Consider the following 14209-nt stretch of genomic DNA (forward strand, 5'->3'; position numbering starts at 1 on the left):
TCGCGGCGGGGTGGGCCGGCCCCGCGGACCGGGACCGCGGCCCGAGGCCGACCGGGACCACAGGCCCAGACCGACCAGGACCGCGGCCCGAGGCCGACCGGGACCGCAGCCCGATCCGTCGTGGCCCGCGCCTGCCTACCGTGATCGGCATGGACGACACCACGGGCACTCTCGACGAAGCACTGGAACGCATCCACATCTCGGGCCCTGAGCGCGACGGCTGGCTCAGCAATCACGCACCGATGGCCGTGGAGGCCCTGGTGCGGCACGGTCAGGCTTCGGCCGTGCACCGTTGGCTGGACCGTTACCGTCCGAAGCTGGAGGAGATGCCGGGCACCGTCTCGCCGGTGACCGCGCGGAACTGGCGAGAGGCGCTGGGCGATCCACGCCGTGTCGCCGACTGGACGGCGTACTTCGAGCGGAGGGTCACCGACAGCCCCTGGCGCGACGTGCTCGCCGAGTGGTGGCCCCGGCTGCTGCCGGGCATCGCGGCGGGCGCCACGCATCCGGTGATCCGAGTGGGCCATTCGGTACGGACCCTCCTGGCGGGCGAGGAGAGCGCCCCGCGCGTCCGCGAGCTGGCCCACGCCCTCGGCTACTGGGCAGCCCGGCACCAGCCGCTGCCCGCTTTGGTGCCTCTCGGCCCGGCGCCCGGCGCGGCGGCGGCGCTGGACCGGGTGCCGCTGATCGCCGACCGGAGCGGCGGCGTCCGGGACCGGTTCGCGCAGCTGACCGGCTTCCCGGACTGGCCGGCGCCGGGGCGGAACACTCTTGCGGGGCCGGGGCGGGATTCCGTACCCGGCCTCGCGCAGGAGACCGTCCCCGGCCTCGCCCGGGAGACCGTCGGGCCGGAAGCGGCCCGGTCCGCGCTCCGGGAGCTGGTACGGGCCTCGACGCACCGGTACGCCACCCACGCGCACGGCGAGCCGATCATGCTGGTCCACGCGGCGACCGCGCCGAACGCGGTCCTGCGCACCCTGCCGGCCCTCCCGGGCGAGCTGTGGGCCCCGAGCCTGCATGCCGCTTGGGCGGCGAGCGCGGCGGTCACCGCTGCCTACGCACCCCGCGAGGGGTCCCCGGTGCCGGCTCCGGCCGGGGGCGCCCCGGACGCCGGGGAGTTGTTCGCCCGGGCGGCGGCGCACGGCGACGACCACACCATCAAGTTCACCGACACGGCGCTGGACGTGGGCGACGCGCTCGCCTTCTCCGCCGCTCGACGCGCCATCGAGCTGAACCCACCGGCCTTCTGGAGCGATCCGGCGTGACCCCTGAGCCCAGCCCTGAGTCCTGAGCCCTCAGCCCTCAGCCCTCAGCCCTCAGCCCTCAGCCCTCAACCGAACTGCACCGAGCGCTTCGCCAGCCCCAGCCAGAAGCCGTCGATGACGGTCCGTCCCCGGTCGAGATCGCTCTCGGCCGCGCCCAGCGTGACGAACAGGGGCGCGAAGTGCTCGGTGCGCGGGTGGGCCAGCTTCCCGGCCGGCGACGCGTGCTCGAAGTCGATCAACGCGTCGATGTCCTGGGCCAGCAGCGCCCGGTCCCCCCAGTCGTCGAACTCCGCCGACCAGCCGGGAACACCGGCGCCCCGGTGTCGCAGAGCGGCCAGGTTGTGAGTGAAGAAGCCGCTGCCGACGATGAGCACGCCCTCGTCGCGCAGGGGGGCGAGTTTCCGCCCGATGTCCATGAGCTTCTGCGGGTCGAGGGTCGGCAGCGAGATCTGGAGTACGGGGATGTCCGCGTCCGGGAACATCTCCACGAGCGGTACGTAGGCCCCGTGGTCGAGGCCGCGGTCCGGGATGTCCTGGACCGGCGTACCGGCGCCCCGCAGCAGCTTGCGGACGCTGTCGGCGAGTGCGGGCGCGCCGGGAGCCGCGTACCGCACCCCGTAGTAGTGCTCGGGGAAGCCCCAGAAGTCGTACACGAGCGGAACGGTCCCGGTGGCTCCGAGCGCGAGCGGCGCCTCCTCCCAGTGGGCGGAGACCATCAGGATCGCGCGGGGGCGGGGCAGCCCCGCGGACCAGGCGGCGAGTTCACCGGGCCAGACGGGATCGTCGGCCAGCGGCGGTGCGCCGTGCGAGAGGTAGAGGGCGGGCATCCGCTCCGCGGTGGCTGTCATGGCACTCCCCATCGATTGGTCGAGGGCCCCGGACTTCACGGCGACGAGCGCCGCTCCGGACGCGCAAGGCACCAGAATCCGGCCACGCGTTCGTCCGAACGCGAGTTTCCCGAGGTCATCCGGGGGATCGTTGTTCAGGGGCCCTGTGGAATTCCCGCGGACCCCTCGCCGGGATCTCCCGAGGCAGGTTTCTTGAAAATTCAAGTTCCTACCTTCGGAGACCTTAGCCCTATCTAGTTAAACTTTCAAGAAAAGGTCGTACAGTGGAGTACATGACCACGGCATCCACCGGCGCGCCGCGCTGGCTCACCGACGAGGAGCAGCGCACCTGGCGCGCCTACCTGCATGCCACCACGCTGCTGGAGGACCATCTCGATCGCCAGTTGCAGCGCGACGCCGGCATGCCGCACACCTATTACGGGCTCCTCGTCCAGCTCTCCCAGGCCCCCCGCCGCCGGATGCGGATGACGGAACTGGCCCGGAACGCGAAGATCACCCGTTCCCGGCTCTCGCACGCCATCGCCCGGCTGGAACGCAACGGCTGGGTACGCCGCGAGGACTGCCCCTCCGACAAGCGCGGCCAGAACGCGGTGCTCACCGACGACGGTTACGCGATGCTCCGCCGCTCGGCGCCGGGCCACGTGGAGGCGGTACGGCAGGCGATGTTCGACCGGCTCACGCCCGAACAGGCGAGCAGCCTCGGGGAGATCATGCGGGTGCTCGCCACCGGTCTGGAGCCGGAGGGCGCGGACGCGGATCTGCCCTGGCTCCGCTGAGCGGTCGCTGAGCGGAACCAGGGCAGATGGACGGAGCCGGACCAGGGCGGAGAGCGAAGAAGCGGATCCGCCGCCGGGCGGTAGCGGCCGGCGCCCCGGCTCCCGTAGGCCGGCAGCGACCGTCGGGTCCGTCAGCGATCCCTCAGGGCCGTCAGTGGGCGACGACGGGGATCTTCCACTCCTCCTCGGCGCCCGCGTCGGACGCGCTGTCCGGCCCGTCCTGCCCCGCTCCGGGGCGGCCCGTGTTGATGAGGGCGATCGCGATGGCCGCGGCGGCGACGAGGATGCCGACCGCCCACCAGATCGCGGCGGCGAAACCGCTGACCATGGCCTGGAGTTCCAGGAGCTTCGGGTCCGTGGCGCGGGCCGCGTGATCGGCGACGTACGCGGTGGTGGCGCTCGCGGCGATCGTGTTCAGCAGAGCGGTACCGATGGCGCCGCCGACCTGCTGCGAGGTGTTGACCATCGCGGAGGCGACTCCCGCGTCCCGCGGCTCGATGCCGTGGGTGGCCAGGGACATCGCCGGCATGAACGCCGTACCCATACCGAGGCCGAGCAGCAGCATGCCGGGCAGGATGACGGCCGCGTAGCTGGTGTTCAGGTCCAGCTGGGTCAGGAGCAGCATGCCGACCGCGGCGACCAGGAAGCCGGGGCCCATCAGCAGGCGCGGCGGGACCCGGGTCATCAGCCGGGTGCCGATCTGGGTGGAGCCGGTGATCATGCCCACGATCATGGGCATGAACGCGAAGCCGGTCTTGACCGGGGAGTAGCCCTTCACGACCTGGAGGTAGTAGGTCAGGAAGAGGAACAGCCCGAACATCGCGATGATGGCGAGCCCCAGCGAGAGGTAGACCCCACCCCGGTTGCGCTCGGTGAGGACGCGCAGCGGCAGCAGCGGCGACTTCACGCGCGCCTCGGTCACGACGAAGGCCACCAGCAGCACGACGGCGGCGATGAACATGGAGACCGTCAGCGTGTCCGACCAGCCGGCCGACTCGGCGCGGGTGAAGCCGTACACCAGGGCGACCAGGCCGAGCGTGGAGAGCACGACGCCGGGGATGTCCAGCGGTGCGCGGTTGCGGGCGCCCGACGGCTCACGGATGACGAAGTACGCGCCCGCGGCGGCGACGATGGCGAACGGGATGTTGACGAAGAACGTCCAGCGCCAGTTCAGGTACTCGGTGAGGAAGCCGCCGAGGATGAGCCCGACCGCGCCACCGCCACCGGCGATCGCCCCGTAGATACCGAACGCCTTGGCGCGCTCCTTGGCATCGGTGAACATCACGGCGAGCAGGGACAGGGCAGCCGGGGCGAGCAGGGCGCCGAAGACGCCCTGGAGGGCCCGGGAGCCGAACATCATCGCCTCGTTCTGGGCCGCCCCGCCGAGCGCGGAGGCCAGCGCGAAGCCGATCAGACCGACGACGAAGGTGCGCTTGCGTCCCCAGAGGTCGGCTATCCGGCCGCCGAACAGGAGGAGCCCGCCGAAAGCCAGGGCGTAGGCGGTGATGACCCACTGCTTGTTGCCGTCGGAGATGCTGAGGTCCGTCTGGGCGGAGGGCAGCGCGATGTTCACGATGGTCGCGTCGAGGACGACCATCAGCTGGGCGAGCGCGATGAAGGCCAGGGCTTTCCAGCGGCTCGGATCAGGAAGGACGGTGTCAGCCGTTTTTGACATGGGTGTAGTCACCTAAGGACGTGCGAGGGCGCCGAGGCGTCGCGAAATGGGCGTCGGCGGTACGTGCTGGTGTACGCGCGACGGGAGAACGTGGGACATGGGACGTAGGACGTGGACATGTGGACATGCACGTGGACACGAGGGTCCGCGGAAGGCCGTTTCCCGCTGACGGATAGGCGTCGGGCGACCGGCAGGACGCCCGCGGGCGCTACCGGTTGAGCCGTAGACCGCCGGGACAGGCCCTCAGGACTGACGTCGGGCCTGGCCGTCGGATCCGGCCTGCGGGCTGGTCGCTCAGGACCGGCCGTTCGGGTCAGGCTCGGGGGCGGACCCGGGGGCCGGGGGCCGGCCTTCAGGACTGTCCCCGGGCGGGGTCGGAAGGTTCGGATCGGTGCGGGGCGTCACGGGCGCCGCAGGTCCTCCAAGGTCGCCGCCGATCCGGGCAGTTCGGAGCGGGCCGGTGCCTCCAGCCCGTCCAGGAACAGCTGCAGATGGCGGTGGGTGAACCGGTCGATGCCCTGGCAGGCGATACCGGGAAGCGGCCGGGTGAGCTGGGAGAGGGCGACGAGTACGTCACCGACGGCGATGTCGGTACGCAGCCGCCCCGCGGACATGGCGCGCGCCACGAGCCCTTCGACGACCTCTTCGAGGCGTCGGCGCTCGGCGAGCAGTTCGGGGTGGTCCTTGTCGAAGACGCCGGAGAGCATCGGACACAGGGCACCGATCCGCTCGTCGGCGGCCGCGTGCACGAAGCGGCTCAGCGCGGCGAACGGGTCGGGTTCCGCGGCGATGGCCTCTTCGGCCCGGAGTGTGGTGCGGGAGGTGACCGCGAGGACGACCTCGTGTGTGAGGGCGGCACGGTCGGGGAAGTTCCGGTAGAGCGTGGCGTTGCCGACTCCCGCCCGGCGCGCGACGTCGTCCAGGGCCACGTCCGGTCCGAACTCGACGAACAGCTCGCGTGCGGCCGTGACGATCCGCTCGCGGTTGCGCAATGCGTCGGCCCGCGGGCGGGCCGTGCGGCACTGCCCTGCCGACGCGGCCTTCTCGCCACTGTCCGCACCACCGCTCCCGGCGCGACTCCCGGCACTGTTCCCCGCGCTGTTCTCGTTCTCTGCACGGCTCTCGGCACTGTTCTCTGCGACGGTCTCCACGACGACCTTCCTCCCCTTCCCCCTGAGTAGCCGGTCGGCCCCTGCCGGTAACCGGGGGCCGATTCCCCGTTTAGCGGGGGACACGTGTGCAAACGGGGAGCGGGTCCCCGCTTATTTCCCGCACCCCTGTGACCTGAGTCACCCCCGCACGGAAGAAAAACCCTCCGATCGGCGCACCCAGCGAGCGGCCCCGGACCACCCGGCACAGGCTGATCGCCAGAGCGCAGTCAGAGTCGGCCGACTGCCGCGGACCCGAAGGCGCCTCTATGCAGCAGCCCCGCCACCGGATACGCAGACACCGCCACCCGATCGCCCTGGCCGGAGCGACCGCGCTGGTCATAGCGGCCGTGGCCTCGGCCAGCACCACCCTTCCGACCACCGGCCGCGCCTCGGCGGGCCCGGCGGCCACCACCCAGGACTCCGCGCTCGCCCCCTGCCGGATCTCCGCCGCGATGGGCGTACAGATGTCCGAGGGGCTGCCGACCCCGCCCGGCTACGCCCGGTCGACCGGCGAGGTCAGGGCGCTCAACCTGATGATCGACTTCCCGGACGCGGAGGGCACGGAACCCGCGGTGGACCGGTACGCGGAGTTCTTCCCGCAGACCTCCGAGTGGTTCACGACCAGCTCCTACGGCCGGCTCGTCTACCGGCCCGAGGTTCCCGTCAAGGAGTGGCTGAGGATGCCGATGCCCTTCACGGAGTACGGGATAGAACGCGGCTCACCGTTCGAGCCGGGCTACCGCCAACTGGTGAAGGACCTCGTCGAGGCCGCCGACCCCCGGGTCGATTTCTCCGCGTACGACCTGGTCAACGTCCTGGTCAGCCCGAACGCGGGCCCCTCCGCGCTGGACACCGTGCTCTCGGTGACCTTCTCCGGCAACGACGAGGCTCCGACGGCGGACGGCGTCCCGCTCTCCAACACGTCGTTCGTCTACAGCCGCCAGGACGACGGGTCGGGCTCGTACGCGGAGACGGGTTACCGCGTGCTGCCGCACGAGAACGGCCATGTCTTCGGGCTGCCCGACCTCTACACGATGGAGGGCGGCGGCTCGGTGGGGCACTGGGACATCATGTCCGAGGACTGGGGCGCCAACAACGACTTCCTGGCCTGGCACAAGTGGAAGCTCGGCTGGCTCGACAACGAGCAGATCAGCTGCGCGTCGGCACCCGGCGTCAGCGAGCACACACTCGGCCCGCTGGCCACCGAGGGCGGCACCAAGCTCGCCTTCGTCCCGCTGAGCGACCGGTCCGGCTACGCCGTGGAGGTCCGCACGGCGGCGGGCAACGACGAGGCGGTCTGCCGTCCCGGAGTGCTGATCTACAAGGTGAGCTCCGACGTGGACACCGGCCAGGGCCCCGTGTCCGTCGCCGACGCCACCGAGGACAGCGGCGGCTGCACCCGCCGCCCCAATGTGCACGCGGAACTCTCGGACGCGCCGTTCCGCCCCGGCCAGACCTTCACCGACCGGGCCAACGGCGTGCGGATATCCGTACTGGACGAGGACGACGACGGCACCTACCGGATACGGGTCACGCGCCCCTGAGGCAGCGGGTGCGTGGCCCGCAGCGCGGGTGCGTGGCCCGCAGCACGGGTGCGTGGCGTGCGCGGGCGCGGGCGCGGTTGACGCAGCCGCGTCCGCGCACGCACCCGCGCGTAGGACCCTCCACGGCCTGAGCGCGGGTACGAGTAACGAGTCACGGGCACGCGTCACCGGGACGCGTCGCTGGCACGGGTACCGGTACGGGGATCGACCCGCCACGGCCACCCCGCACGGCGTACGGGGCTCTACGCCTCGTCGGACGGCGCGGCCGTCTCCACCAGGGCCCGGACCCGGTGCTTGAGGAGCTTCCCGGTGGCGTTGCGCGGGAGCGGCTCGTCGGTGAACAGCACCTGGGAGGGCACCTTGAAGGCGGCGAGCTTCCCGCCGACGTGCTCGCGCAGGGCCCCCGCGGTGACCCCGGCTCCCTCGCGGAGCCGGACGACGGCCGCCACCTCCTCCCCCAGCACCGGATGCGCGATCCCGAGGACGGCGGCGTCGGCCACGTCGGGGTGGTCGTACAGAACGCCCTCGACTTCGACGCAGTGCACGTTCTCGCCGCCCCGGATCACCACGTCCTTGAGCCGGCCGACGACGGAGACCCGCCCCTCGCGGCGTACGGCGACATCCCCCGTACGGAACCAGCCGCCGTCGCGGAAGGCCGCCTCGGTCGCCGCCGCGTCGCGCCAGTACCCGCGGAACAGGGACTGGCCGCGCAGCCACAGCTCTCCCGGCTCCCCCTCCGGCCGTTCCTCCCCCGAGGGCCCGGCGACCCTCACCTCCGTGACGGGGGAGGGGCGTCCCGCGCCGCCGGGCTCGGCACGGTACTCGTCGCCGAAGTGTGCGAGGACCCCGCCGCTGGTCTCGGTGAGGCCGTAGCCGTTGCGGGGCTCGACGCGGTGGCCGTACCGGGCGGTGAGGCGGGCGACCAGGGCGGGCGGGGCGGCGGCTCCGCCCGTGCTGAACAGGGCGAGGCTCTCCAGCCCGTCCCCCGCCCGCTCGGCGGCGTCCAGCAGCTGGAGCCCGGTGGTGGGCACCCCGGAGAAGTGCGTGACCCGGTGCGTACGGATCAGGCGCAGCGCTTCGTCCGCGTCCCACTTGCGCATCAGGACGAGGGTCCCGCCGGCCGCCATCGCGCCGTAGAAGCCGGTGAACGCCGCGGCGTGGAAGAACGGGAAGGTCATCAGGGAGACCGGCGCCGGCCCCTGCCCCGGAATGACTCCGCGCGCCCACGCGGAGGCCGCCGCGTGGTAACGGGGATTGAGCGCGGCCCCGGCCTGCGCGAGATGGGTGGCCACCGCCCCCTTGGGCCGGCCGGTGGTGCCGGAGGTGTAGAGGATGGTGGCGTCGTCCTCGGGCCGGGGGTCCACATCCGGCGGCGCGGCCAGCGGATCGGGCGCGGGGAACTCCTCGTACCGCTCGACGCGCAGCCCCGCGTCCTCGTCCAGCTCGTCGCGCAGCCCCGCGACCTCGTCCAGCGAGCCCTGAGGGCCACCCGCCGTCGCCCCCTCGCCGTGGAAGACCACGACGCGCGTCCCGGTCCGCCGGGCCCAGTCGGCCACCCGCCCCAGCCGCTCCCCGTCCACGAGGAGCACGCCGGGCTCGCAGTCGTCCAGCGCGTGGACGAACTCGTCCTCGGTCCACCAGGCGTTGAGCGGTACGGCGACGAGGCCGGCCAGCTGTGCGGCCCAGAAGGCGATCTGCCACTCGGGGTGATTCCGCATCGCGATCACGGCCCGGTCGCCGGAGCGCAGCCCGTACTCCTCCCGCAGGCGTACGGCGAGGGCGGAGGCGGCGGCGAAGAACTCGGCGTAGGTGTACCGCTGTTCGCCGGCGATCAGGAACGGCGTGTCCCCGTAGGCCCAGGTGGTCTCCACGAACTCCCGCAGCGTGCGGGGCCCGTCGGCGTACTCCGGCGTCCCCCGCTCACCGATGACCACGGCGAAGGGCGCGCCCGGCGCGGTGAGAGACGCCTCGACGCGCGCGGCGCGCCGGGCACGCTCCGCCCGGGCGTCGGCGTCCTCGGGGGCCTGGGACGGGGACGGGGGCGGGGACAAAAGCGGAGGCGGGGACGGGGTCAGGGGCGGGGACGAGGTTACGGGTGAGGGCGGGGACGGGCGGTGGTGCGGCACGGACGGCCTCTCTCGCGCTGACGCTGGCTGCTACGCGGACGCTATGCGGGCGGGGCCTCGACGCCAAGGCCACTTGCGCGGAGGCGGGGGACGGGCGGGGGCGGGGGACGTTATGCGAGGTGAAGCGAGCTTGCGTGGGGGGGCGAGCTTGCGTGGGCGGGGGCGAGCTTGCGTGGGAGGGGGCGGCCGTGCGGGTCAGGGGCCCGTGCGTGCGGGGACAGGGTGGGGGCGGCCGTGGTCACCGCGCCGGCGCCTGTCCAGCCCGCCCCCGTTGTGCCGGTACGGCACCGGCTTCCTCACCGCGCCCGTACCACTCCGACCTGCCCGCCGCCCCCGGCGGGCGGACGTGGGAAGGTCAGGTTCCGGCGGACGGGGCAGCGGCCGGAGCAGACTCGCCGCCTGCCCCCGGGACCGGCGCGGGGGCCGCCGGGCGCTGCTTGATGGCGTCGACCACGGCCCGGTCCGTCACGGCCGTGTGGCCCCGGACCGTGCCCGCCTTGACGCCCTCGACATCACGCGTCTGGACGGTGCGCTCCCCCAGATACGTGTAGGTCTCACGGTCGAAGATCCACTCGGTGCGCGCGCCGTCCGCCTCGTCGGTACGCGCGATGGCAACCCCGTGCCGGCCGGCCGCGTCGGCGGAGTCGTCGACGAGGACCACACCGGGGATCCGGGCTGCGGCACGGTAGAGACCGGCGGCCAGTTCCGGCGGGAGCACCTGCTCCCTCAGCAGGTCACCGATGGTGCTGAACGCCTGCTGGTCGGGGCCGTTTCCCTGCCCGTTCGTCTCGTCGTAGATCTTCTTGAGCAGGACGTCCGGGTCGGTGGGCAGGGTCCTCAGATAGTGGTAGCTGGGCGCGTTGAGCGAGGGCTCCACGCTCCCGGGGTCGTCCAGCGTGACACCGTCGCGACCGATGCCCTCCTTGTAGGGCTCCATCAGCCAGCCCTCGGCACCGTCGGGAGACATCCACACCTCGCGAGGATGGATCTTGTCGACATAGCTCTTGTTCTTCCCGTCGACGCCTTCCCACGAGACCATCCAGGAGACCTGGCTCCGGACGTACAGGAACTGCCCCGGAAGCGGCTCGGGCAGTTCCGCCCTCGCCGCCGCCCCGGCGATGTCGTCCACCGCTCCGGCCACCCCCTCGGCACTGCCCCGGGCCACCTGGACGACCGGGGCGGGCACGGCCCCGGAGGGCGGAGCGGCCGGGACGGGCGGGGCGACCGCGCTGCCGGCGGCGGCCGGACCGCCGGCGCCGCCGTTGAGTCCGGCGATCCCGGCGACGGCTGCCAGGACGAGGGTGGCGCCCACACCCGCCAGAACCGGGCGTCGGGCGGAGCCACGGGCCGGCCGGGGGGCGCGGGCCTTCCCGTACACACCGGAGGGCCGTGCATCGGGCGCGGCGTCCGGCGCGGCATCGGGCGTCAGGTTCCGGATCTCGGTCATCAGGTGCTCCTCCAGGCCGCTCAGACGGTCGGAGGAAAGTTCCGGATCACCGGGCGGCGGCAGCAGCCGGGCCAGTTCCGCGCGGTCGAGCGGCTCATCGCGCCGCCGCCAGGAATTGCGGATCATCGGGTTGTCTCCTCGTTCGACCGGGCCGCGGTGGTGCGGCCACCTTGTACTTGTCCGCTCGCCCCGCCCGGTTCCGTCCCGCCGCCCCGCCGGCGCAATTCGCTGTCGGTGAGCCGACGGAGCCGGGACCGCGCACGGGAGAGCCGGGACCGCACCGTGCCGACCGGCACGCCGAGCGCTTCCGCGGCCTCCCCGTACCCGAGACCGGACCACACGCAGAGCGCGAACACTTCCCGCTCGGTCCGCCGCAGCTGCGCCAACGCCCGCTTCGCGGCGGCGAGTTCTTCGGAGTCGGCGATCCGCCCGACGAGTTCGTCGGCGAAGTCGGGAACGACGTCCCGCAACGGGGCCCTGGCCAGCGCCCGTTCATGACGCCGGGCGGCGCGTCCCGTGTTGCGCAACACATTGACGGTGATGCCCATCAGCCAGGGCCTGGGACTCACCCCCTCGTCCCGCAGCTTCCCCCGCAGCCGCCACGCCTCCAGAAACGTCAGCGACACGACGTCCTCGGCCGCACTCCAGTCCCCGGTGATCCGGACGGCGTGCCGGTAGACGAGCCGGGCATGATCGCGGAACAGCTCCCGGAAGGCGTCGGGATCCCCCGCCCGGATACGCGCGTGCATCGAGTAGTTCACTCCCTGACTTGTCCGCCCACCCGGACACGTTCCCGTGACGTACGTCACAGCACGCCCGCCAGAAGCGCCGGCACCCAAGACGCGAGCGGCACGGACGGCCCGGCACGCGCCCGCAAACCCGAGGAACCGCACTCACCTCACCCGCTACACTGTGGGCGGCGGCCCAGTCTTCACGACGGGGCCTCCGATGTATCCCGGCCTTCGTAGCTCAGGGGATAGAGCACCGCTCTCCTAAAGCGGGTGTCGCAGGTTCGAATCCTGCCGGGGGCACAGAGAAACAGCAGGTCAGAAGCGTCCGATGCCTGCCGTCCCGATGGGCGGCAGGCGTTCTGTGTGCGCGTCAGTGACAGCGCCGCCCCGGGAATCCGGTGCGGGCACGTCATGCTCTCCGCGCCGACGGGAATGCCCCGTCGCCCCTGCGGCGCGAGGGAACCCGCTCCCTCCCCCGGGTTTCCGCCTCAGTCCCGGGCGTCCTCCGGCCCCTTCCCGAGGATCTCGTCGATCACGTGCGCCGCGATTTCCGCCATCACCGGATTCGTCTCCCGGTAGTGCGCGAGTTCCAGCAGCGCGATGGACAGGGCCCATCCGCGCCCGCGCGCCCAACTGGCGTCGTCGGCCCCCACCGCCGTACGGAACGTTTCCCTGGCCCCGGCCGTCAACAGGTACCACGCCGCGATGAGGTCGACGGCGGGGTCGGCCAGACCGGTGCAGCCGAAGTCGATGACCGCGGTGAGGCGGCGGTCCGCGGTCAGGACGTTGCCCGGCTGAAGGTCCCCGTGCACCCATGCGGGCGGGTCCGTGAAGGGCGGGGCTGCCAGCGCTTCGTTCCAGGCGGCGGTGACGCTCGCCTGGTCCAGGACGCCGTCCAGGGCGGCGAGTGCCTTCCGTGTCGCTGTGTCGCGCGAGGACAGAGATTCGCTTCGGTAGGCGGGCGGTGCGTCCGCCGGGTCGACCCGGCGCAGTGCCAGCACGAACTCCGCCAGGTCTGCCGCAAGCGGTTCGGAGGCCGAAGTGCCGTCGCCGGGGGCCGGGTTCGTGCCGTCCAGCCAGGTGCAGACCGACCAGGGACGGGGGAACTCCTCGGCCGGAGCACCCTGGGCGAGGGGCAGGGGCACGGGGAAGGGCAGCTGTGAAGCCAGCAGGGGCAGCCAGCGGTGCTCCAACGCCACGTCGGCGGCGCTGCCCTCGGTACGGGGCAGCCGTACGGCCTTGTCGGCGCCCAGACGGTAGATCGCGTCCGCGGTCCCCCTCGCGTCGGCCGCCACCACGGGCAGGTCCGCCCAGTGCGGGAACTGGGCGGCGACCAGGCCGCGTACGAGCGACGGTTCAGTGATCATGCGGCGATCGAACCAGGTGCCGCCGGACCGCACAACGCGTCTCCCGCCCTCGCCCCTCTTCCGCCGGTTCCTCGCGCCGGTCCCTCGCCCCGTCCTCCCGTGGCCGGCTTCCTCCACGCCTCGCGCCGCCCTCCCGTGGCCGGCTTCCTCCACGCCTCGCACCGGCTCCTCTTCTCGCCCGTCCCTCTCCCCTCCCCTGCCGTGCCGGAAAAGCCGGTGCGGCGCGGTGCACCTGTACGGGAGGATCTGCCGCCATGAACTGCCCGCCGCGCACCCTCGTCCTCCCGCCCCGGCTCACCGCCTCCGCCCGGGCGTTGCGCGCCACCGCGCTGCGGCGCGGGCTGCGGATCGTGGAGGGGGCGGCCTCCGCCGTACCGGAAGGGCTGGGAAGGCCCGGGTGGACGGACGCGGCCGGGCGGACGCAGGGGACAGCGCGGAGGGAGACGGCAGGGCCCAAGGAGGGGGCGAGGCCGAAAGGAGGGGCAGCGTCGACGGAGGGCATGGGAACGGAGGGTATGGGAGGTGACGGGCCCGCCGTACATCTGCACGCCGGCCCCTCCTTCGCCGACGTCGTCGCTCCCGCGCTCGGGATCGCTCTCCTGGAGGCTCCCGCCGACTGGCTCGCGCGGCTTCCTCGGGCGCTGACCCGGCGGGACGTCCGGGCGATGCCCATCGGTGAGGCGTACCGTCTGCGGCGGCCGGCCTTCGTCAAGTCGCCCAACGACAAGAGCATTCCGGCGCTCGTGTACGCGGACGGGTCGCGGCTGCCCGGTCCGGATGCCGTGGATCCGGCAACCGTGGTCCTGGTGAGCGACGTGATGACGTTCACCGTCGAATACCGGCTCCACCTGCTGGACGGAGCCGTCCACACGGCCGGACAGTACGCCGAGGCGGGCCGCCTCCGGCTCGGACCGCCGGACGGTGACGCGCTCGCCTTCGGACGCGATGTCCTCGCAGCCGCCGGGGAGACGCTGCCCTCCGCGATCGTCGTCGACGTCGGCCGGGACGAGGAGGGCCGGTGGGCCGCGATCGAAGCCAATGCCGCCTGGGCCAGCGGATGTTACGCGGCCTCCCCGGACCGCGCCCTCGACACCGTCCTCCGCGCGGCGGGACCTGCCACGGACCTGACCCCGCACGACCGCGGCTTCGTGCGGTAGCACCTGTAAGGCCAGTGGACCGGTGGGTCAGCCGGCCCGTGGGTCATTCGGCCCGTGGGTCATTCGGCCCGTGGGTCATTCGGCCCGTGGGTCAGCCGGCCCGTGGGTCAGCCGGCCCGCGG

General features: G+C 72.9%; 11 protein-coding genes and 1 tRNA gene. 5 read left to right on the top strand and 7 right to left on the bottom strand.

The annotated features are described in order from the left end of the window. Positions 1–149: 149 nt before the first annotated feature. Complete coding sequence (locus ACIQMU_RS21095; RefSeq protein ID WP_402689435.1) at positions 150–1265, top strand: questin oxidase family protein; 1116 nt, start codon at positions 150–152, stop codon at positions 1263–1265. A 65-nt stretch (positions 1266–1330) separates the two neighbouring features. Here ACIQMU_RS21095 and ACIQMU_RS21100 read toward each other — a convergent pair whose 3' ends face one another. Then, positions 1331–2113: a dioxygenase gene (locus ACIQMU_RS21100; protein ID WP_402689436.1), complete on the bottom strand. Its 783-nt coding sequence runs from the start codon at positions 2111–2113 to the stop codon at positions 1331–1333. 263 nt (positions 2114–2376) lie between these two features. Here ACIQMU_RS21100 and ACIQMU_RS21105 point away from each other — a divergent pair, with 263 nt between their 5' ends. Then, positions 2377–2889, top strand: a complete 513-nt coding sequence (locus ACIQMU_RS21105) for a MarR family transcriptional regulator (protein WP_356726989.1) — start codon at positions 2377–2379, stop codon at positions 2887–2889. 151 nt (positions 2890–3040) lie between these two features. On the opposite strand, the gene ACIQMU_RS21110 is transcribed toward ACIQMU_RS21105, so the two are convergent. Together ACIQMU_RS21110 and ACIQMU_RS21115 are read right to left on the bottom strand one after the other, a co-directional pair. Next, on the bottom strand, positions 3041–4564 hold the full coding sequence (locus ACIQMU_RS21110; protein ID WP_352240072.1) for an MFS transporter: 1524 nt from the start codon (positions 4562–4564) through the stop codon (positions 3041–3043). A 401-nt stretch (positions 4565–4965) separates the two neighbouring features. Continuing rightward, positions 4966–5715 carry a TetR/AcrR family transcriptional regulator gene (locus ACIQMU_RS21115; protein WP_352240073.1) on the bottom strand — a complete coding sequence of 250 codons (750 nt, stop codon included), beginning with the start codon at positions 5713–5715 and terminating at the stop codon, positions 4966–4968. 266 nt (positions 5716–5981) lie between these two features. Between ACIQMU_RS21115 and ACIQMU_RS21120 the strand changes: the two genes are divergently transcribed. Beyond that, complete coding sequence (locus tag ACIQMU_RS21120; protein ID WP_352240074.1) at positions 5982–7259, top strand: M6 family metalloprotease domain-containing protein; 1278 nt, start codon at positions 5982–5984, stop codon at positions 7257–7259. Positions 7260–7501: 242 nt separating this feature from the next. Here ACIQMU_RS21120 and ACIQMU_RS21125 read toward each other — a convergent pair whose 3' ends face one another. The 3 genes from ACIQMU_RS21125 to ACIQMU_RS21135 all read right to left on the bottom strand — a co-directional run bounded on the left by ACIQMU_RS21125 (position 7502) and on the right by ACIQMU_RS21135 (position 11581). Continuing rightward, positions 7502–9310 (bottom strand): class I adenylate-forming enzyme family protein, encoded by a 1809-nt coding sequence (locus tag ACIQMU_RS21125; protein ID WP_352240075.1) that lies wholly within the window; start codon positions 9308–9310, stop codon positions 7502–7504. A 430-nt stretch (positions 9311–9740) separates the two neighbouring features. Next, complete coding sequence (locus ACIQMU_RS21130) at positions 9741–10958, bottom strand: CU044_5270 family protein (protein WP_402689437.1); 1218 nt, start codon at positions 10956–10958, stop codon at positions 9741–9743. Then, entirely contained in the window at positions 10955–11581 is a 627-nt protein-coding gene (locus ACIQMU_RS21135) for an RNA polymerase sigma factor (protein ID WP_352240077.1), read from the bottom strand. The genes ACIQMU_RS21130 and ACIQMU_RS21135 overlap by 4 nt, the downstream gene beginning before the upstream one ends. A 209-nt stretch (positions 11582–11790) precedes the next feature. On the opposite strand from ACIQMU_RS21135, the gene ACIQMU_RS21140 reads away from it, so the two are divergent. Beyond that, positions 11791–11863: transfer RNA gene (locus ACIQMU_RS21140), tRNA-Arg, on the top strand. 188 nt (positions 11864–12051) lie between these two features. On the opposite strand, the gene ACIQMU_RS21145 is transcribed toward ACIQMU_RS21140, so the two are convergent. Next, the gene (locus ACIQMU_RS21145) at positions 12052–12930 is read right to left on the bottom strand and encodes an aminoglycoside phosphotransferase family protein (RefSeq protein ID WP_402689438.1); all 879 of its coding nucleotides are present in this window, start codon (positions 12928–12930) and stop codon (positions 12052–12054) included. A gap of 254 nt (positions 12931–13184) precedes the next feature. On the opposite strand from ACIQMU_RS21145, the gene ACIQMU_RS21150 reads away from it, so the two are divergent. Beyond that, positions 13185–14087 (top strand): ATP-grasp domain-containing protein, encoded by a 903-nt coding sequence (locus ACIQMU_RS21150; protein ID WP_402689439.1) that lies wholly within the window; start codon positions 13185–13187, stop codon positions 14085–14087. Positions 14088–14209: the final 122 nt, after the last annotated feature.

Source organism: Streptomyces sp. NPDC091649, assembly GCF_044756785.1.
GTDB lineage: Bacteria > Actinomycetota > Actinomycetes > Streptomycetales > Streptomycetaceae > Streptomyces.